General features: G+C 63.4%; 18 protein-coding genes. 8 read left to right on the plus strand and 10 right to left on the minus strand.

Going from position 1 to position 18334, the window contains the following annotated elements:
* Positions 1-67 precede the first annotated feature (67 nt).
* Entirely contained in the window at positions 68-565 is a 498-nt protein-coding gene (locus FBR05_01335) for a hypothetical protein (GenBank protein ID MDL1870830.1), read from the plus strand.
* 6 nt (positions 566-571) lie between these two features.
* Here FBR05_01335 and FBR05_01340 read toward each other — a convergent pair whose 3' ends face one another.
* The 3 genes from FBR05_01340 to FBR05_01350 form a co-directional block, all read right to left on the minus strand.
* Positions 572-1780 (minus strand): hypothetical protein, encoded by a 1209-nt coding sequence (locus tag FBR05_01340; GenBank protein ID MDL1870831.1) that lies wholly within the window; start codon positions 1778-1780, stop codon positions 572-574.
* Positions 1781-2026: 246 nt separating this feature from the next.
* Positions 2027-2680, minus strand: a complete 654-nt coding sequence (locus FBR05_01345; GenBank protein ID MDL1870832.1) for a hypothetical protein — start codon at positions 2678-2680, stop codon at positions 2027-2029.
* 280 nt (positions 2681-2960) lie between these two features.
* Entirely contained in the window at positions 2961-4148 is a 1188-nt protein-coding gene (locus FBR05_01350) for a hypothetical protein (GenBank protein ID MDL1870833.1), read from the minus strand.
* Between the two features lie 154 nt (positions 4149-4302).
* Here FBR05_01350 and FBR05_01355 point away from each other — a divergent pair, with 154 nt between their 5' ends.
* Positions 4303-4593 (plus strand): hypothetical protein, encoded by a 291-nt coding sequence (locus FBR05_01355; GenBank protein ID MDL1870834.1) that lies wholly within the window; start codon positions 4303-4305, stop codon positions 4591-4593.
* 34 nt (positions 4594-4627) lie between these two features.
* Here FBR05_01355 and FBR05_01360 read toward each other — a convergent pair whose 3' ends face one another.
* Genes FBR05_01360 through FBR05_01370 form a run of 3 tightly spaced genes read right to left on the minus strand, consistent with a single transcriptional unit; the run spans position 4628 to position 6422 of the window.
* Positions 4628-5830, minus strand: coding sequence for a DEAD/DEAH box helicase (locus FBR05_01360; GenBank protein MDL1870835.1), 1203 nt, complete (start codon positions 5828-5830; stop codon positions 4628-4630).
* A gap of 9 nt (positions 5831-5839) precedes the next feature.
* Entirely contained in the window at positions 5840-6163 is a 324-nt protein-coding gene (gene grxD, locus FBR05_01365) for a Grx4 family monothiol glutaredoxin (GenBank protein MDL1870836.1), read from the minus strand.
* A gap of 13 nt (positions 6164-6176) precedes the next feature.
* Positions 6177-6422: a BolA family transcriptional regulator gene (locus FBR05_01370; GenBank protein ID MDL1870837.1), complete on the minus strand. Its 246-nt coding sequence runs from the start codon at positions 6420-6422 to the stop codon at positions 6177-6179.
* A 201-nt stretch (positions 6423-6623) separates the two neighbouring features.
* Between FBR05_01370 and FBR05_01375 the strand changes: the two genes are divergently transcribed.
* The 5 genes from FBR05_01375 to FBR05_01395 all read left to right on the plus strand — a co-directional run bounded on the left by FBR05_01375 (position 6624) and on the right by FBR05_01395 (position 14686).
* On the plus strand, positions 6624-9551 hold the full coding sequence (locus FBR05_01375; GenBank protein MDL1870838.1) for a hypothetical protein: 2928 nt from the start codon (positions 6624-6626) through the stop codon (positions 9549-9551).
* A 17-nt stretch (positions 9552-9568) separates the two neighbouring features.
* On the plus strand, positions 9569-10741 hold the full coding sequence (locus tag FBR05_01380) for a tRNA-dihydrouridine synthase (protein MDL1870839.1): 1173 nt from the start codon (positions 9569-9571) through the stop codon (positions 10739-10741).
* Between the two features lie 16 nt (positions 10742-10757).
* Positions 10758-11366 carry a septum formation protein Maf gene (gene maf / locus FBR05_01385; protein MDL1870840.1) on the plus strand — a complete coding sequence of 203 codons (609 nt, stop codon included), beginning with the start codon at positions 10758-10760 and terminating at the stop codon, positions 11364-11366.
* 23 nt (positions 11367-11389) lie between these two features.
* Positions 11390-12208, plus strand: coding sequence for a polyphosphate kinase 2 family protein (locus FBR05_01390; protein MDL1870841.1), 819 nt, complete (start codon positions 11390-11392; stop codon positions 12206-12208).
* A gap of 69 nt (positions 12209-12277) precedes the next feature.
* Entirely contained in the window at positions 12278-14686 is a 2409-nt protein-coding gene (locus FBR05_01395; GenBank protein ID MDL1870842.1) for a plasma-membrane proton-efflux P-type ATPase, read from the plus strand.
* On the opposite strand, the gene FBR05_01400 is transcribed toward FBR05_01395, so the two are convergent.
* The 4 genes from FBR05_01400 to FBR05_01415 form a co-directional block, all read right to left on the minus strand.
* Positions 14683-15756, minus strand: coding sequence for a hypothetical protein (locus FBR05_01400; GenBank protein MDL1870843.1), 1074 nt, complete (start codon positions 15754-15756; stop codon positions 14683-14685). The genes FBR05_01395 and FBR05_01400 overlap by 4 nt on opposite strands.
* A gap of 161 nt (positions 15757-15917) precedes the next feature.
* Positions 15918-16301, minus strand: a complete 384-nt coding sequence (locus tag FBR05_01405; protein ID MDL1870844.1) for a PIN domain nuclease — start codon at positions 16299-16301, stop codon at positions 15918-15920.
* Positions 16288-16515 carry a hypothetical protein gene (locus FBR05_01410; protein ID MDL1870845.1) on the minus strand — a complete coding sequence of 76 codons (228 nt, stop codon included), beginning with the start codon at positions 16513-16515 and terminating at the stop codon, positions 16288-16290. Before FBR05_01410 ends, FBR05_01405 begins: the two co-directional genes overlap by 14 nt.
* A gap of 50 nt (positions 16516-16565) precedes the next feature.
* Positions 16566-17585, minus strand: coding sequence for a 3'-5' exonuclease (locus tag FBR05_01415; GenBank protein ID MDL1870846.1), 1020 nt, complete (start codon positions 17583-17585; stop codon positions 16566-16568).
* Between FBR05_01415 and FBR05_01420 the strand changes: the two genes are divergently transcribed.
* Entirely contained in the window at positions 17584-18333 is a 750-nt protein-coding gene (locus tag FBR05_01420; protein MDL1870847.1) for a hypothetical protein, read from the plus strand. The genes FBR05_01415 and FBR05_01420 overlap by 2 nt on opposite strands.
* The last annotated feature ends 1 nt before the right edge of the window (position 18334 follow it).

Here is an 18334-nt window from a genome sequence, read left to right on the forward strand (position 1 = left end):
CGGGATCAGCCGGCCGGCTTAAAGGGCGGAAGGGGGGCGTGGTCGCTGCGGGGAGCGCGGTAGTCCCTTGACGGGAGAAACCGACTTGTCTACGATTTATGGAGATTTAGGGACGCTTATGAAAGGACTTCCCTGGAAGCTTGCGCTTGTCGCCTGCCTGGGCTTGCTCGACATTCAAAATCCGGCAATGGCCACGTCGCGCTCGCAATATTTCGACAATTGCTCGGCTGGGAAAAACTGCGACGAAAAGCTCAGCTGTTGCCGGGAGGCATGCGGCTCGTATTCCGAAACGAATACCTCGGATGGAAAAAGGAGCTGCACCTGCACCTTCAATAATCCGGATGCCTCCCTCGAATCCTGCAAGCCGGCGACCAAGGCGGTCGATTTCACCGTTCAGCCCGACCTTCAGGGCGTCGAGCCCGTCAACCCCCGCGAATTCCGGACACATCCGGGCACGTTCCAGCAGCTCGAGCCGGTGAATGAACCCAACCTGCCGGGGGAAGGGACCTCCACACCTGGGCGTTTTCAGGTCCCTCGATGGTTGGATGGCCTCGAGGCGGATTAACCGGCGCTAATGTCCCTCCGCCGCGTTAGCCGTCCATCGCCAATGCCAGGGCTCGAAGGCCATGCCTAAAGCATTGTTCAATGGATAAGAGAGGCGAAAACCCGCCAGGGGCGCGTTCCGCTCCAGCCAGCGGAAGGCCTCGGTTTGTTCCAACGGAATATCCGTGTCGCCCAAGACGCCGAAATCTATCGCGGGAAAATCCACGCAGGAGTGCTCGCTTTCCTCGGGAAGGGCGACCCTTTGGAATGTCCGACTCAGGCAGTAAGCATCCTGTCGCAGAAAGGCGAGCATGAGGTAGTGCTGGTAGCCGGCCGCGCGGTATGCGGAGGTGACGATCAGCGGGATTCCATCGGCATGAGCCCGGGCGAACAAGGAATGAAGGGACGCGTAAGCGGGTTGCGGGATCCAGTAGGTTCGGTTGCCATATTCGTTCGAGGCCTGCCCGAGCGGAATGAGTCTCGCTTGGGCGGGGTCGGCGGGACGTTCGCAGGCGAGTAAGGGCAGGGGGCGGCGTTCTCGTTTCTTCTGCAGCAAGCTTCGAATAAAGGCGATTTCCTCCGTCTCAAGCGATTCCCACAGCCGTTCCTCGGTGAGCAAAAAAGCCCGCCCCGAGAGGATGTCGTTGGCGAAGGTGCTGAAAACCTTGGCGACGATGTAGTCCGTCCGTTCGGATTCCTCTATGGTCAAGCGGTCGTCACAAGCCTCCGCGGTTTTTTCCCGGCGAATGGGAGGAAGATAGGATTGAAGGAGGAGATCGAAAATGCGGCTGCCCGCCTCGGTGAAACGTTCGTGGAAATTCTCTTCATCGGCGCGTTCGGGGTTCGGGAGGATCGAGGCCAAATACGAGGCTTCCAGGGGCCCCAGTTCTTCAGGCAGCTTGCCGAAGTAGTGTCGGGAAGCCGCTGTGACCCCGAACAGGGAAGGGCCCCATTGGGCGACGTTGAGGTAAATCTCCAGAATCCGGTTTTTCGTCAGGCTTCGTTCCAGCTTCAGGGCGAGAATCACCTCGCGAAGTTTGCGTGACAGGGTCTTTTCAGGGCCTAGATACAAATTCTTGGCGAGCTGCTGGGTGATCGTGCTGCCGCCCCAGACGATTTTTCCCTGCTTGAGATTGATCCAGAACGCTGCCCGAAGGCTTTTCCAATCAAGACCTGGATGAAAATAAAATCGGAAGTCCTCCGCCACCACGACGGCTTGCGGAATAAACGGCGACATCCTCGCAAGAGGCGTCCAGGCGATGGAGCACTCCGCTTCACATTTCCTCTTGATGAAACTAGTCGTCTTCGGATTGGCGTTTTGGAGGGGGCTCGGATCCGGAGCGCGAAACCAGAACCAGGCGAAGCCGATCGAGAGAAGGATCGCTGGAGCTAAGGCCAGAGCGGTGAAAGCCAGGAACCGGCGTCTTCGGCGCACCGGGCTAGTTTAAACCATCCATCGGGGAAACGCCACCGGTCCGGGGAATTAGCCGGGACGCGCGACCTTGATTTGGGTCTTATGGAGGCGGTTCGCCCAGTCGCGATAGTATACGGTAAATACGTTCTTCTTGGCCGGCAGCCGGAACTTTAAAAGACCGACGTGGGAGTGAGTTCCCGTTCGAGGGATCATGACGTCGATGTAGTTGTACGGCCTGGTATTGGGATTGGAGGCGTAACACTCCTCGCTCGAAATCCCCTGAATACCCGCGCGAGGAATCTTACAGTAGTTTATGGGAAGCGAACCGACGCCCGCGGCAAAGGGCGAGCCGGCCAAATTTCCCAGCAGTTCGGACTCGTTCGAAAGCGGAGCAAAGGCATAGGGATCGTTGGCCTCCCCCGCGAACTGCGAGAAGGAAATCGGATCGGCGAATCGGTAGTTCGTCGGCACCCGCAGGAAAGCCGATGCTACATAGGAGGCGCTCCAGCGGATTTGCGCGTAATTAAAGCTGAGGCTGTAATTCAGAGAAACCGCTCCCGGAGGAAGCGCGGAGTCGGAGGGCCGGTGCCCGGACCCCTGATGGGGAGAAACGATTTCCGGCGACAGGTCCGAGGTATCCATTTGCTCCGCAGAATCGACGTTACCGCAGGCTGCGAGAGACATTGAAAAAAGAACTAAGAAAATTGGATTGGATTTTTTCACCGAGCCCCCCTGTTCTACGACCGCATACATAAGCAAGCCCGAGGCCAAAACTTTTCCCAAGGGGAGCCGAGGAGGGTGTTTTTATAAGACACCGATATTACCGGCGATTTTAGCGGAGTCTCTTGGAGTCCATTGAGGGGCATGCAAGGCGATTGGGGGGTGAGCCCCTCGGAAAGGGGCGGGCTGAGGGAATTTGATACCCTGCTTCTCAAAAGGGGAAAGAAAAAGCCGTTTATTTCGGATCTTGAAAAACAAAAGGATGAGGGCCGCGGGATCGGGATCAGCCGGCCAGCTCGAAGCGCAGGACGGCGGGGTGGTGGTCGCTGGGCCTCGCCCCGGCGGGGTAATCGACCCCGGGCTGCAGCGCGATCACCCGCCTCTCGAGGCTGCGCAGGCCCCGCGCTGCGAACCAATCCAGCTTCAGGCTGATCTTTCCACCGCCCTTTTGGATCTGCCGGTTGATCCATCGGACGATCCATTCGGGGAATTGGTCCCGGGCCATGTGGCCCAGGTCGCGGTCGTCGGAGACCAGGTCGTAGGTGCCGGCGCCGGGCTCGTTGCAAGCGCGGAAATCGAAGCCGCGTCCCTCGAGCATGCGGAAGAGGGGGCGGTCAAACTTATGCTCGGGTCCCGGGTAATGCCTGCGAATCATCGCTTGGGGTCCCGTCACCAAGACCTGCCGGAGCACGCTTAGCAAAACCGCCGGGCCGTGCGTGGTGTCGAGGGTGTTGGTGTTCCAGTCGCCGGCGACCAGGGCGCGAGGCCGTTCGTCGAGGGCCGAGATCGCCCTTCCCAGCTGCGCGGCCCGGGCCCGCGGCGAGGAGAAGGCGTCCAGGTGCGTGCAGGCCAGCGTCAAGGTCTCGCCGCCGAGCTTGAGGTCGGCCAGTAGGGCGCGTTTCTCGCCGAGCCGCGCCTCCTTGGACTTGAGCTTGTCGATGGCGTTGTCCATGCGGACCACGCGGAGGTTCTCGAGGCGGTAGCGCGAGAGGATGGCCTTGCCGTGAAGCCCCAGGGCGTTCCGGCCCTCCTGGTGGCGCTCGGAGCCGTGGCCGAGGGTGAAGTTGAAGTAAGACGGAGCAAAGTAGGCGTGAAGGCCGAGGGCCTCGGCCAGCTCGGCCGCGACGTTGCGGTTCTCGGAGCGCGCCATCCCCCAATCCACCTCGGTGAGGAAATAGAAATCGGCGTCGTTGAGGCGCGGGTCCTCGCTCAGGCTGTGCCGTAGGGCCGCGAGCTGCTTGCCGCGCTCGATGTTCCAGGTGACGGCCTTCCAAGTCCGCGGCGCTTCGGGCCCGGCCGGCGGGGAGGCCGGGACATGCACCTCGAAGCCGCGGTGCAGGCCTTCGGCGACGGCGCGGGCGAGCTCGCGCAGCCGAGGGTCCTTTTGTAGCCGGACATGGACCGGGACCGGGCTCGGGTCGCGGGCCAGGTAGTCGGAGGTCTCGGCGCAGGCTTGCAGGAAGGGGTCCATATTTAAAAATATAGAATAATTTTTTGAATAAAATTTATAAAATAAATGTATAAAATTTAAATTAATTAAAAATTATCAAATAATTTCAATATCTTAATTAATAAGAAAGACTGGCATCCGCGTTGCAATTATCTCCAACTGAAGGAGAGGCGCTATGGAATCCCAATTCAGCCAGGACCCGACGATTCAAGAGCTTTACCAAGGCGTGGTGACCCAGCTGAAGCGGACCCTGTCCAGCCAAGAGCCCCGGCAGGCCGTGAAGGAGATCCAGTTGGCGGAAAAGATCATGTCGAACATCGAGCGCTGCTTCCTCTCCGACCCCTTCGCCCGCTCGGAAGACTTGGGCAAGATCGTCGAGTTCACCCGCGGCCAGCTCTGGAACCAGGCCCGCAACTACGTCGCGAAGCTGCAGGGCGCCCAGCGCGTCCCCGCCTTCACTTCTTAATATTATACTCCCGAAATTTTCGAAGAACGTCCGATCAGCGCAGCCGCACCCGCTTGCCGCGCGTGCCGATCCTTCCGAAGGGCGTGACCGGGATCGCGGGGGTTTCCTCGAAGGCGGGGATGCCCTCGAGCTGCTTGCGCGGCAGCTGGAAGCCGACCTGTTTCTCGATCTGCTCGATAAAATGGCTCTCGACCCAGGTGGCCAGCGTCGAGGCGCGGCCGGTGGCGTTCATGCGCGCGGTGCGGCCGCTGCGGTGGACGTAGTCTTCGGCCGTCTGCGGGATGTCGTAGTTGACGACATGGCCGATGCCCTTGACGTCGATGCCGCGGGCCACGATATCGGTGGCCACCAAGATCTGGAACTTGCCGTCCTTGAAGCCCTGCAGCACCGCGATGCGCTCGCCCTGGCTGCGGTCGGAGTGGATCGCCTCGACCGAATGTCCCTCTTTCGCCAACAGGCGGCTCAGCCATTCGGCGTCCAGCCGGGTGCGGGTGAAGACCAGCGTGGAATCGGCCTCCGCCTTCAAGAGCTTGAGGATGGCCTCGCGCTTGTGCTGCGGTTCCATGACGTAGAGGGCGTGTTCGATGCCTTCGGCGGCGGTGCCGGGACGCGCGATCTCGACCCGCTGCGGGTTGTTGAGATACTGCTCGGCCAGTCGCGTGATCTCGGAGGGCATGGTCGCGCTGAACATCAGGGTCTGCCGGTCCTTCGGCAGCACGCGCAGGATGCGGCGGATCTGCGGCAGGAAGCCCAGGTCGAGCATGTGGTCGGCCTCGTCCATCACCAAAAAACTGATATTGCCCATATGGACGTTGCGGCGTTCCATGTGGTCGCAGAGCCGGCCGGGCGTCGCGACGAGGATCGAAGGGTGTTTTTGCAGGGCGGCGGTCTGGCTGCGGATGGGCTTGCCGCCGATGATCGCCACCGAGTGGACTTTGAGCGGCGTACCGACCTTCTCGATCGCCGCGTGGGTCTGCAGCGCGATCTCGCGAGTGGGGCAGAGGATGACCGCGCGGGTGCCCTCGATGCCCTGGAGCTTCTCGACCAGGGGGAGCACGAAGGCCAAGGTCTTGCCGGTGCCGGTCTGCGCGATGCCGATCAGGTCGTTGTCGGCCATGGCGACGGGGATCGCGGCCTCCTGGATGGGCGTGGGGTGGTGGTAGCCGGCCTTTTCGAGGCTGTGCAGCAGCTGCTCGGAGAGGCCCAGGTCTTTAAAATGCCGTTGGGTGGTTTCCATGGATGCGTTTTAAGCTTTTTGGGCGGCGGCCTGGACGAGGGGTTGCAGCTCGCCGCGGGCGTACATCTCGCGGACGATGTCGCAGCCGCCGATGAATTTTCCATCGATGTAGATCTGCGGGATGGTCGGCCAGTTCGAGAAGGCCTTGATGCCGTCGCGGATCTCGGGGTTATCCAGGACGTTGACGGTCTGGTAGGGCACGCCCAGGCGGTTGAAGACGTCGACCACCGCGGCGGAGAAACCGCACTGCGGGAAGGCCGGGGTCCCCTTCATATAGATGAGGATCTTATTGTCTTGGATCTGCTGGGCGATGGTCTGTTGGACGTCGGACATGGATTCGCTCTCCTTAGCTGTTTTTCCACTGTTGGGGGGTATAGGTTTTCAGGGCCAGGGCGTGGATCGCCTCTTTCATCAGGTCCCCCAGCGCCTTGTACACCATCTGGTGCTGTTCGACCATGGTTTTGCCCTCGAAGAGGGGGCTGATGATCAGGACCTGGAAATGGTCCATGGTGCCGGTCGTGTCTTGGACGACGACCTCGCTGTTGGGAAAGGACTGGACCAGTTTTTCCCGGACTTCTTCCGGATGCATCATGGACAAAACCTCCTTTGAGGACAACGGGTTGCACTTCATTAACCAAGTGGGGGAAATAATCAAGGCTCATCGTAGGCAAGCGGCGGCTTGGGCCGCTTTCCTTTCCTGGATCGGATCGGAAGCGGTCCCCGCGGCCTCAGGCTCCCTGCCTCGACAAATCTATCCGTTGAATCTTATTGAGGAATATGAAAACCTCCTCGGATGAGCCAAGAACTCGATTCCGGTGCGGCCGTGGCGACCGGAGGGGGCCGTTACTCCGTCTTGCGCTGCCTGGGGGCGGGCGCCAAGGCCGAGACCTATCTCTGTGCGGACTCCCAGACCGGCGGAGCCTCGGTGGTCCGCAAGCTCTTGAGTCCCGAGCTCTCGGCCGAAAATCCCGACATCGTCGACGCGGTCTTCCCGCGTTGGGCGGCTTTGGTTCAACCCAACCTCGTCCGGGTCCTCGACTACGGTTGGGAGGAAGGCCGTGCCTACCTCAATACCGAATTTTTTGAAGGGGTCCCGATCCTCCAAGCCTTGTCCGGCGCGCCCTTGGACAAGGTCTGGCGGGTCTTCGGCCAGCTGCTCCTGGCCTTGGACCGGCTCTACGCCCACAACGTCCCGCACCTGGACCTCAAGCCGCAAAACGTCTTGCTGGGCGCCGACGCCTCCGGGGCCCCGCTCTTGAAGCTCGTCGATTACGGCTGGATGGCCTTGCTCCATCCCTACAATCCCGCGGATAGCAACGCGATCGGCACCGCGCCCTACGCGGCGCCCGAGTACGCCCTGCGCCGCAGCCCCGACCTGCGCGCGGATCTCTACTCGGTCGGGATCTTGCTTTTTTCGGTCCTCGCGCGCCGGCCTCCCTACGAGGGGAGGGACGCCGCCGCCCTGCTGCAGGCCCAGTTTCAGCGCGATGCCCCGGCCCTCAAGTCGGTGGTGGCCGGGGCCCCCGCGCCGCTGTCGGATTTCATTCAGCACCTATTGAACCGAGACCCGCAGGGCCGCTTCGAGAGCCCGCAACAGGCGTTGGCTGCCCTGCAGGCCGCAGTGGGGGCGTCCTTCCCGACCGACGCCTTGCCTTGGCCGCCGGCCTTCAGCGACCCGCAGCAGGTCTTTCGTTCCAAGGAGGCCCTGAAATTATTCCGGCGCATCGCCATTCAAGGCGGGCGCTGGGCGATCCAGGGACCGGAGGGCTCGGGCAAGAGCTTTTTCGCGCGCTGGCTCGAACGTCTGCTCTGGAGCAATCAGAAGCGCGTCTTTCGACTCTTGGGAGAAAACCTTTCCCTGATCCAGGGGGAGGTCTCGCTCAACCCCTCCGTTCCCACTTACCTGATTGTCGACGACGCGGACCGCGCGGCGATCGAGGCTTGGCTCGCGGCGCGGCCCTACGGCCACGTCGTCGCCTTGGGCCGGGACATGGCCTGGGCGAAGGCGGAGCAGGGCTGGCAACGCGTCGAGTGGAAGGCGATGAGCCCCGCCGAGACGGTGGCGCTCTGCGAGGCCGCCTTCGGCAAGCTCGACGCGCGGGTGCCGCAGGCCTTGCAGGCGCGCTTTCGCGGCCTGCCCGGGGGGCTGGCCGCGGGCGCGGCCGCGCTGGAGCGCCAGGGCGTCTTGCGCCGCGAGGGCGCGGTTTGGAGGCTGGACGTCGAGAAATTCTCGCGAGGCGCCGGTTCGCCGCAGCTCGGCTCTCCCTGGGCGACGCTGCCGGAGGCCTCGCGCCGGCGCCTGGCCCGGCTCGCCGCTGCGCCGGTGCCCTGGCCCGCGGCCGTGCTGCGGGAAGAGCCCGAGCTCGAGGCCTGGTTGCGCGCCGGCTGGCTGCGCCGGCGCCTGAAGGGCGGCGAGGAGTTTTTCCAATCCGAGCTGGGGCTTGCCTCGGCGGCCGAGGGCGGGTTGTCTCCCGAAGATCTCTTGGCGGCGCTGGAGGAGGTCCTGCGCCGCGGCTGGGCCGGTGAGGTCCGGGAGGCGCTGGGGCGTTTCTTTCCGGCCGAAGGCGCCCCGCCCGCTGCGTCGCTGCTGCGCGCGCGCGCGGCCGTCGCCCGGGGGGATCACGCCGAGGCGCTCAAGCTTTTGACCGCGCCCTTCGTGAACGGTCTGGACGCCGCCGCCAAGCCCTTGGCCTTCGAAACGCTGGGGCTGGCGCTCGATGCGACCGGCAAGGCCCCGCAGGCCGAGGCGGCCTTCAAGAACGCCTTCCAAGCCTACAAGGCCGCCGGCCAGGCCGCGGGACAGGCGCGGGTCCTCTTGCATCTGGGCGTCGCGACCCGGCGCGCGGGCGACGGCGGAAAGGCGCTGGGTTTTTTCCAGCAGGCCCTGGCCGCCGCCGCGGGCGCGCCGGAAAAGGACGAGCTGCGGGGGCGCATCGAGCTGGCCGTGGCGCAACTCTACGCGGCCGCCACCGATTTCGAGGGCGCGGAGTCGCACTTTCAAGAGGCCTTGGGCGCCCTCGAGGCCGCCCGGCACGGCGGGGCCCTGGCCGAGGCCTATGCCGTCTACGCCGAGCATTGTTTTCAGACCCTCGACTCCGACCGGGCGGAGATCTTCTGTCACGAGGCCCTGGGCTGGGCCCTTTTTCAAGGGGACTTGGCCGCGCAGGCGCGGATCTGCCGCTTGTGGGCCCGCATCCTGATGGTGCGCGAGGACCTGCGGGGGGCGGGCGCGCGGCTCGGCGAGGCGGTCGCGGCCCTGGCTAAGTCCCCCGACGAGGCGGCCTACGCCCGGGCGCTGCTCGAGCGGGCGGAATTCGCCGAGGCGGCGCGGGACCTCGAGTCCGCGCAGCGGGACTCGCGCAAGGCCTTCGAGATCGCGCGGCGGCTCAAGCTGGGCGAGCTGGAGGGCGAGACCCTGCTGGTCGTCGGCAAGATCCAGAGCCGCGACCTCGAGCGCCTGGATGCCGCCGTCAAGACCTTGCAGGGCGCGCGGCAGATCCTGGAGAAACTCCCCGGCGCGAAGCGGCTCTGGGAGTGCGATTTTCAGCTGGGCGACATCGCGCGCTTCCGCGGAGACGGTCCGACGGCCCGCGCCCATTACCAGCGCGCCCTGCAGGGTCTCGACGGCGTGATGGCGGCCCTGCCGCCGCAGGGCGAGGAGGTCGAGCGCCTGAGGAGGCGCCGCGGCGAATTAGAGATGTCGATACAGGTGTTGGGATAGACGGGAAACGTTATTTCATGAACTTCTGGAACACATTGCAAAGGCCGATCCTGGGCCTGTCGCCGATGGACGGCGTGACCGACGCCGCCTACCGCCGGGTCGCGGCGCGGCACGGCGGGCCGGACGTGGTGCTCACCGAGTTCACCAACGTCGAGGGCCTGTCGCGCAACGCCGACGTCATGTTGGACGACTTTATTTACTCCGAGGCCGAGCGTCCCGCCGTCGCGCAGATCTACGGCAAGGAACCCGAGGCCTTTTATAAAGTTGCGGTGCTCGCCTGCGAGCTGGGCTTCGACGGCGTCGACGTCAACATGGGTTGCCCCGCGAAGAACGTCGCCTCGCGGGGCTGCGGCGCCGGCCTGATCCGCACGCCGGAGCTGGCCAAGGAGATCGTCCGCCGGGTTCAGGCGGGGATCCGCGACTGGAGCAACGGGCTCTCGGCCGAGGACCTGGGCCTGAAGCCGCGCATGGCGATGAAGGTGCGGCGGATGAACCTGGCCCGCGCCGGCGTCGAGCGCGTCGCCGAGCGGCGGGTCATCCCCGTCTCGGTCAAGACGCGGCTCGGCTTCGACTCGATCATCGTCGAGGATTGGGTGCAGCACCTCTTGGAGACCGAGCCCGCCGTGATCTCCCTGCACGGCCGCACCCTCAAGCAGATGTACACCGGCTCGGCGGACTGGGACGCCATCGCGCGGGCCGCCGAGGTTATTCATCAAACGCCGACCTTGGCCCTGGGCAACGGGGATATCCAAACCTTGGAGGAGGGCCTGCAACGCATTCGCCAGAGCGGGGTCGACGGGATCTTGATCGGCCGCGCGGCGATCGGCGCGCCTTGGATCTTTCGCGGCAAGACGGCCTTAAAGGCGGCCGCCGCGGGCCTTCCGGACGACGCGCCTTTGGACGCCCCGGTTTCCCTGGAGGAGCGCTTTGCGATCCTGCTCGAGCACGCGCGGCTCTTCGAGGAAATCAAGGGGCTGAAACGCTTCTCCGCGATGCGCAAGCACTTCGCCTTTTACTGCAAGGGGATCCCGCGGGCGGCGGAGCTGAGGAACCGGATGTTCCAGACAAGGTGTCCGGAAGATGTGGAGAGAATTTTGCGGGAATATCTGGTTGCTTTGAATCGGGACGACCTACTGTCGGGCAAGTCCGGCTATTCCTGTTTGGAAATGGCGGGTTCCGGTGCAAATTGAGACTCCGGGTAAAACTATGAAACGCCTGATCCTCGCCTCCACCTCCCCGCGTCGTCGCGAGCTGATGTCCCATCTGCGGCTTCCCTTCGAGTGCCATGCCCCGAATTTCGAGGAGGCCAGCGACCCTGCCCTCTCCCCCGCGGAGGAGGCGATGGAGTTCGCCCGCGCCAAGGCCGCCTCGCTGCTCGCCGAATTCCCCGACGCCCTGCTGATCGGCAGCGACACGCTGATCGCCCTGGACGGCCGAAAGATCGGCAAGCCGAGGGATCCGGAGGACGCGGTCGCGATCCTGGAGACGCTCTCCGGCAAGATCCATCAGATCTTCACCGCGGTCGCGGTCCTCGAGACTTCGACCGGCAAATGGGCCGGCGCTTTGAGCCAGGTGACCGTCGCGATGCGCGTCTCCACCGAGGCCGAGCGGCGGGCCTATGTCGCGACGGGCGAGCCGCTCGACAAGGCCGGCGCCTACGCCATCCAGGGCGCCGGGCGGCACTTGATCGCCGCAGTGGAAGGGGACTACTACGCCGCCGTCGGGCTGCCGCTGCACGAGCTGGCCGAGGCCCTGCGGGATTTCGGCCTCGAGCCGTCGATTTCGTTTCCACCCGCCCCGTTTCCCGGGCCATAATCCTCCCCCAAAAGGGAGCGTCCATGAAACAGTACCTGGTTTCCCCGAAGAAGAACTTCAAGCTCAAGAAGTACGATCCTTCCGATACCGGCGACTACGAAGCCAACGAGGACGGCGAGAAAAAGGCGGAACAGCACACGCGCCAGATCCTCTCGAAGCTCGACGAGCTGCAGGAGCGGCTCTACGCCTCCCGGAAGCAGTCCCTGCTGATCGTCCTGCAGGGCATGGACACCGCGGGGAAGGACGGCACGGTGAAGCACGTGATGGACGGGGTCAACCCCACCGGCTGCGTCGTCCACTCCTTCAAGGTGCCCACCGAGGAAGAGCTGGCCCACGACTACCTCTGGCGGGTGCACCAAAAGGTCCCCGCGAAGGGTTTCATCGGGATCTTCAACCGTTCGCATTACGAGGACGTCCTCGTCACCCGCGTGCACGGTCTGGTCTCGGACAAGGAAGCGGCGCGGCGCTTCCGCGAGATCAACGACTTCGAGGACCTGTTGGTCCGCAACGGCACCGTCATCCTGAAATTCTTCCTGCATATCTCGAAGGAAGAGCAGCGCCAGCGCCTCGAGGCCCGGGCGCGCAACCCGCAAAAGCGCTGGAAGTTCAGCTTGAACGACGTGAAGGAGCGCCGCTTCTGGTCGCATTACCACCAGGTCTATCAAGAGGCGATCGCCGCTACCAGCGCCCGCGAAGCGCCCTGGTACGTCGTGCCTGCGAACCACAAGTGGTACCGCAACTACGTGGTGGGCAAGATTATCATCGAGACCCTGGAGGGCATGAAGCTCAAGTTCCCGCCGGCGGCACCCGGGGTCAACTTCGACAAGATCAAGGTACCTTAGCCGCCGTTCCCCGTGCGGGTCCGCCGAATCCGAGGCCCCGCTATCATTCCGAAAATTCCGGAGGAGAGGATGAGCGTCCCCACCCTAAGCTTGAGCGAATGGCAGCAGCGCCTCGGCGCCGATCCGGTACAGGGGCTAAGCCCGGCCGAGGCGGCGCGGCGCCTGGCGCAGGACGGCCCCAACGCCCTCCCCGAGAAGCAGGCCAACCCCGTCTTGAAATTCCTCTCCTATTTCTGGGGGCCGATCCCCTGGATGATCGAGGTCGCTGTTGTGCTTTCGGCCCTGGTCGGGCACTGGGCGGATTTTGGGATCATCCTGGTCCTGCTGGTGATCAACGCCGTCGTGGGCTTTTGGGAAGAGTTCCAGGCGGGCAACGCGATCGCGGCGCTTAAGGCGAAGCTGGCCTTGAAGGCGAAGGTGAAGCGAGGCGGGGCTTGGCTGGATGTCCCGACCCGCGAGCTGGTGCCCGGCGACTTGATCCGGATCCGCCTGGGCGACATCGTCCCCGCCGACGCGGTGGTCCTGACGAGCGATCCGATCGAGGTGGACCAGTCCGCCCTGACCGGCGAATCCCTGCCGGTGACGCACGGCCAGGGCGAGTCGCTCTACTCGGGATCGATCCTGCGCCAGGGCGAATGCGACGCCCTGGTCAGCGCGACCGGCCTCAAGACCTATTTGGGCAAGACCGCCGAGCTGGTCGCGGACGCGAAAAGCGTCAGCCACTTCCAAAAGGCGGTGCTCAAGATCGGGGACTACCTGATCGTCTGCGCCCTCGTCTTGGTCGCCGCCATCCTGATCGCGGCGCTGTGGCGCGGCGATCCGCTCTTGACCACGCTGCAGTTCGCCCTGGTGCTCACCGTGGCGGCGGTGCCGGTGGCGATGCCGACGGTGCTCTCGGTGACGATGGCGGTGGGGGCGCGGCTCTTGGCCCGCAAGGAGGCGATCGTCAGCCGTCTCTCCTCGATCGAGGAGCTGGCGGGGATGGACACGCTCTGCTCGGACAAGACGGGGACCTTGACGCAGAACAAGCTCTCCCTGGGCGAGCCCATTTGCCTCACGGGCACGACTCCGGAAGAGCTGGTCTTGGCCGGGGCCCTGGCCTCGCGTGCGGAGGACCGCGACCCCATCGACTTGGCGGTCCTCGCTGGCGTCAAGGACGAGAAATCCCTCGCCGCGCACCAGGTGCTGCATTTCCAGCCCTTCGATCCGGTGCGCAAGCGCACCGAGGCCCAAGTGGAGGATCCCGACGGCCGGGAGTATTGGGTGACGAAGGGGGCGCCGCAGGTGATCGCCGCGCTGGCGGCGGACGCGGCGGCGCGCTCTGAGATCGACCGGCAGGTGGCCGCGCTGGCGGCCCAGGGCACGCGCGCCTTGGTGGTCGCGCGCGCGGACGCGCCCGGCGTCTGGCGGCTGCTGGGGATCTTGCCGCTCTCGGACCCGCCGCGGCCCGACAGCCGGGCCACCATCGCCGCCGCCGAGGCGATGGGCGTGGGAGTGAAGATGGTGACGGGCGACCAGCTGGCGATCGCCAGGCAGATCGCCGGAGAATTGGGGATGGGGACGGACATCCTCGACGCCGGGACCTTGGCCTTTGGCGACGCGGCGCAGACGAGGGCGACCCTGAAGGAGATCGAGGGCGCGGACGGTTTCGCCCAGGTCTTCCCCGAACACAAATACCGCATCGTCGCGGCGCTGCAGCAGGGCGGGCACATCGTGGGGATGACCGGCGACGGCGTCAACGACGCGCCGGCCCTTAAGAAGGCCGACTGCGGCATCGCGGTCTCCAACGCCACCGACGCGGCGCGGGCGGCGGCGGCCATCGTCCTGCTCACGCCCGGGCTCTCCGTGATCGTGACGGCCATCCAGGAGGCGCGGCGCATCTTCCAGCGGATGAACGCCTACGCGATCTACCGCATCGCCGAGACGATCCGCGTCCTGCTCTTCATGACCCTCTCGATCCTGGCCTTCAACTTCTATCCGGTGACGGCGGTGATGATCGTCCTGCTCGCCTTGCTCAACGACGGGGCCATCCTCTCCATCGCCTACGACAACGCGAAATTCTCCAATCGACCGGAGGCCTGGGACATGCGCCGCGTCTTGGGCGTCGCGACGGTGTTGGGCGTGGTGGGGGTGATCGAGTCCTTCGCGGTCTTTTTCGTCGCCGACCGATACTTCCACCTGAGCCGCGACTTGATCCAGACGCTGATCTACCTCAAGCTCTCCATCGCCGGGCACGTCACGGTCTTCGTCGCCCGCACCCGAGGTCCCTTCTGGTCGGAGCGCCCCTCGAACCTGTTGCTGGGCGCGGTGCTCGCCACGCAGATTCTCGCGACCTTCATCGCGGTCTACGGCCTGTTCATGACGCCGCTCGGGTGGAAGTGGGCGGGGTTGGTCTGGGGCTATGTCTTGGTTTGGCTATTTATTGAGGACCAGGCAAAGCTCTTGGCCTATCGGATGCTTGCCAAGGGACGGAATTAGAATTTCCCCGGCGCGAAGCGCTGGATGCCGATTTCGAAGGCGCCGTAGCCGGCGATATTGAACTTGTCGTCGCTGCGGGTGGCGAGCGTCCCCAGTACAAAGTTCAGCACGCGGCTTTTGTCGCCGAAGATCATGACTCGCGCGGAGGCGCCGAATTGGTCCTCGACCTTCGTGCCTTCGAATCCCGCCAGGTCGTCGCGCCAGACGCGGGCGTAATTCGCGTGCAGGCCCCAGTAGCGCCAATGCAAATCGGCGCCGAGGCTGAACTGTTTGCGGTCTTTCAGCGGCGTCAGGCCCTCGCCCGAGGCGGTGTGGACGGGGACGAACTGCCCGTAGCCCGCCTGGATGTCGAAGTGGTCGCCGAAGCCCTGCTGCAAATACGCGCTGGGCGTCAGTCCGCCGCCGGCGTCGGTCGCGTTGATGCCGGGCAGCAGGGCGGGCAGGCTGCCTTCCGGGTAATTCACATAACCGAGGCTGCCGCCGATCACGGTCACCCAGCCCGGCATCTTGTCGGGGTTGAACATGTTGAAGGTCAGCAGGCCTTGCAGCAGGCCCATGCCCTCTTTCTTCCCCCCGAAGGCCCCGGAGAGAGAAAGCCTTAGGTCGACCGGGAATTTTTCCGTCATCGGCTGGTGGAAGCGGACGTCGCCGCCCCAACCGAGGCGGATGTTGGGATCGGCCAAGTTGCCGTCGGTGAAGCCCTCGTAGGACCAGTCGCGGAAGCGGCGCTGCAGGGTGTTGTCCCAGTAATTGCGGCCGAGCCGGATCTGCCACTGGGAAGACGGCTTGAACTGGGCGTAGAGCTCGGGGATGTCGATGCGCAGGTCGCTGTCGGTGCCCTCGATCTTGAAAAGCCGGGGATCGGGGGAGAGGCGCAGCAGGCGGATCTTGGCGTCGGAGAGCCCGGACTCGTTGCCGACCTGCAAGGCGGGGCCGACGACGGTCGTGATCTTGTCGTTGAACTCGTAGCGAAACCGAGGCGCTAGCCTCAGCCCGTAGATATAGTCGTTGTTGATCTCGTGGAAGGGAAAGCTCCCTTCCAACGATAGATCCAGAGTTGGATCACCCATCTTTGCGTACCCCCGTCGTCGCGGCCCGAGCCGCATACCTGAAGTATCGGGAATCACGCAAGAAAGTTACCGGGCGCGGAGCGGAAAAAAGATGCCGCTCTGCGGCGTCGCGAATTCAATAAAAAATACTTTTAATTTCAATGAGTTATACTTGCACGCGGCTAACCCTGCCAAAGGGCGTTTTTCTCATGGAGTCCGAGCTCCGAAAAGTCGCGATCGAAGGCGAGCAGCTTCTCTCCGTTGACGAGCACGACGGCGGCCAAAACGGCATCCGCCAGCGAGGCTTTGCTTTTATTGGAAAGCCTCGCCTTGGCATACAGTTGCGCCCCTAACTGAAGGTGAGTTTTTTCCGGAGCCATGAGCTCGAGGGATTCCAGCTCGTTGGCGATCGCTGTGGGATCCAGTCCTCGCCGCAAGAAGAAGACGAAGGTCTCCGCGTACTGTTGCGGAAGGATTCCCAAGGCTTCTTGTGGGAGTTTGATCCGTTTGGCTTTATCGGTTCCCAAAAGCCATTCCACGGCAAAGCTGGAATCAATCCAAATCATGGTCGCGGTCCAATGCCTTGAGTTCTTCTTGCAGTTTTTTTGAAGGAACCTTTTTTACGTCCTTGAGCGAACCGAAACGAAACCCGGATTTTTTAAGGTGGTATTTTTCGAAGACCAACTCTTTGATCACATCGGTCTTGGTTTTCTTCAGACGGCGGGATAGCCATTCCAAGCGCTTCTCGAATTGGGGGTCTGTATGGATGTTCAGCGCCATATATGGGCTTTAGGATAGCTACAGAGGGTCTTTATGTCAAGGCGGGTGGTTTATTCCGGTTTCCAGTATCCAAAGGCTTCGAGGTAGGGTTTGAAGTAGCCTTCGGCGGCGCGGAGCTTTTCCATTTCGGCCACCGCGGCCTCGACCAAGGCGCGTTCGCGCCCCAAGTCGATCACGCCCCGCAGGACGAGGGTGCGGAGGAAGACGAAGTAGGTGTCCATCGCGTCGCCCAGGCAGTAGTCCTCGATGCGGAACAGGTCGCCGGCCTCGAAGAGCGACTGAACCATGTCGCCCTTCGTGTCCATCTTGCCCGGCTTGCCCAGGATCTTCGAGAAGAGGTTGAGTCCGCCCTTCCAGCGGATCGCGCCGTAGTTGGTGAGGAACTCATGGAGGTCGAGGTGGTGCTCCTCGTTGAAGCGGTAGCGCGGGCCGAACTTGTCGTAGTGCGATTCGCGGATGCTCAAGCCTAAGCGGAAGGCCCAGAGCTCGAGGACACGGAGGTCGAAGCCCTTGCCGTTGAAGTCGACCAGCACCGGCCGGTTTTGATTGTAGGTTTCCCAGAAGTGCTCGACTAAGGCGCGGGGCGTCTTGCCGTCCTTGCCCAGCAGGCCGATCTTGAGGATCTCGAAATCCGGATTGAGGCCGACCGCCGCGATGCAGACCGGGACGTGGAAGGCGGGGTTGATGAAGTCGCGGCCGTCCTGGGCCAGCTCGGCGAGCTGGGCTTGATAGGCCTGCTCGTCGTCGAGGGCCTGGCCGGCGTACAGGACGCGGTTGAGCAGGGCTTTGTCGATGCGTGTCTCGATGTCGTAGACGAGGTAGCGGAATTGGGAGGACATAATTGGGCTCCGCGAAAATTGCGATGAAGGGGCTTGGGTACCTCGCTCGGCGCTAGCATGGGAGGTGCCGAAGGGCAAGTCGCCCGCGGCGCATAGATGGTCCCCGGATACGGCTTGCCATTCCGCCTTGGGGGCGCTAAACCCCTGCGGCAACCGCCGGGAAGGGCCCGCCGATAAAGGGCCCACCGGTTGTGATTTCCTCGGGTAAGGAAATTCCGCAAAGGTTTGCATGGATTTCTTTGCCCGCTTCTTCCTTGGCGTTCTCGTCTCCCTCCCAAGTCGCCCTCGCCCGCATCTTCAACTGAGTAATGGCCAGATTAGCTGCCAGGGCGAGGTCAGGCCGGTGCCTGAGTCTTGCGACGGCCTCGATAACGACTGCGACGGAGTAACGGACGAAGGCTGTGCCTGCGCCCCCGGCGCTGTTCGAGACTGCGGTATCGATTTGGGACCTTGCTCCCTAGGGCAGCAGGAATGCCTACCGGGCGGAACTTGGTCGGACTCCTGCTCCGGGACGGTACCTCAGCCGGAAACCTGCGATGGAGTCGACAACAACTGCAACGGCGCGGTGGACGAGGGTGTTTTGAATCTTTGCGGAACCTGTGGCCCCGAGCCCGCCGAGGTCTGCGACTATATCGACAATGACTGCGATGGTGCGGTGGACGAGGGTGTGAGTAATGTCTGTGGAGGATGCTGGACAGTGGGGCCGGAGGAGTATGCACCGGGTATTTTGGATTGTGATAATGTCGATAATGATTGTGATGGGATTATTGACGAGACAGATGCCCCAGTCATATGTGGTCTCGGAGTCTGCCAGATCCAAGTTGACTCTGTTTGTCAGGAGTGTTTTCCCAATCCAGAGGCAGCTTCAACAGAACATTTTGACGTTGGTAATTGCAATAACGGCGTTGACGATGATTGTGATGGCCTTACGGACGTAGAAGAGTTTCCCGACTGTTTCTTTCTCCAAGGAGGAGGTTGAT

It is taken from the genome of Deltaproteobacteria bacterium PRO3, assembly GCA_030263375.1.
Lineage (GTDB): Bacteria > UBA10199 > UBA10199 > DSSB01 > DSSB01 > DSSB01.

Excerpts from the sequence above, each read along its gene's own strand:
- FBR05_01350 (MDL1870833.1), bottom strand. The coding sequence starts at position 4,148 with ATGGACCCCTTCCTGCAAGCCTGCGCCGAGACCTCCGACTACCTGGCC.
- FBR05_01340 (MDL1870831.1), bottom strand. The coding sequence starts at position 1,780 with ATGTCGCCGTTTATTCCGCAAGCCGTCGTGGTGGCGGAGGACTTCCGA.
- FBR05_01360 (MDL1870835.1), bottom strand. The coding sequence starts at position 5,830 with ATGGAAACCACCCAACGGCATTTTAAAGACCTGGGCCTCTCCGAGCAG.
- FBR05_01370 (MDL1870837.1), bottom strand. The coding sequence starts at position 6,422 with ATGATGCATCCGGAAGAAGTCCGGGAAAAACTGGTCCAGTCCTTTCCC.
- FBR05_01420 (MDL1870847.1), top strand. The coding sequence starts at position 17,584 with ATGGATTTCTTTGCCCGCTTCTTCCTTGGCGTTCTCGTCTCCCTCCCA.
- maf (MDL1870840.1), top strand. The coding sequence starts at position 10,758 with ATGAAACGCCTGATCCTCGCCTCCACCTCCCCGCGTCGTCGCGAGCTG.
- FBR05_01390 (MDL1870841.1), top strand. The coding sequence starts at position 11,390 with ATGAAACAGTACCTGGTTTCCCCGAAGAAGAACTTCAAGCTCAAGAAG.
- FBR05_01405 (MDL1870844.1), bottom strand. The coding sequence starts at position 16,301 with ATGATTTGGATTGATTCCAGCTTTGCCGTGGAATGGCTTTTGGGAACC.
- FBR05_01400 (MDL1870843.1), bottom strand. The coding sequence starts at position 15,756 with ATGGGTGATCCAACTCTGGATCTATCGTTGGAAGGGAGCTTTCCCTTC.
- FBR05_01375 (MDL1870838.1), top strand. The coding sequence starts at position 6,624 with ATGAGCCAAGAACTCGATTCCGGTGCGGCCGTGGCGACCGGAGGGGGC.
- FBR05_01415 (MDL1870846.1), bottom strand. The coding sequence starts at position 17,585 with ATGCAAACCTTTGCGGAATTTCCTTACCCGAGGAAATCACAACCGGTG.
- FBR05_01410 (MDL1870845.1), bottom strand. The coding sequence starts at position 16,515 with ATGGCGCTGAACATCCATACAGACCCCCAATTCGAGAAGCGCTTGGAA.
- FBR05_01355 (MDL1870834.1), top strand. The coding sequence starts at position 4,303 with ATGGAATCCCAATTCAGCCAGGACCCGACGATTCAAGAGCTTTACCAA.
- grxD (MDL1870836.1), bottom strand. The coding sequence starts at position 6,163 with ATGTCCGACGTCCAACAGACCATCGCCCAGCAGATCCAAGACAATAAG.
- FBR05_01395 (MDL1870842.1), top strand. The coding sequence starts at position 12,278 with ATGAGCGTCCCCACCCTAAGCTTGAGCGAATGGCAGCAGCGCCTCGGC.
- FBR05_01380 (MDL1870839.1), top strand. The coding sequence starts at position 9,569 with ATGAACTTCTGGAACACATTGCAAAGGCCGATCCTGGGCCTGTCGCCG.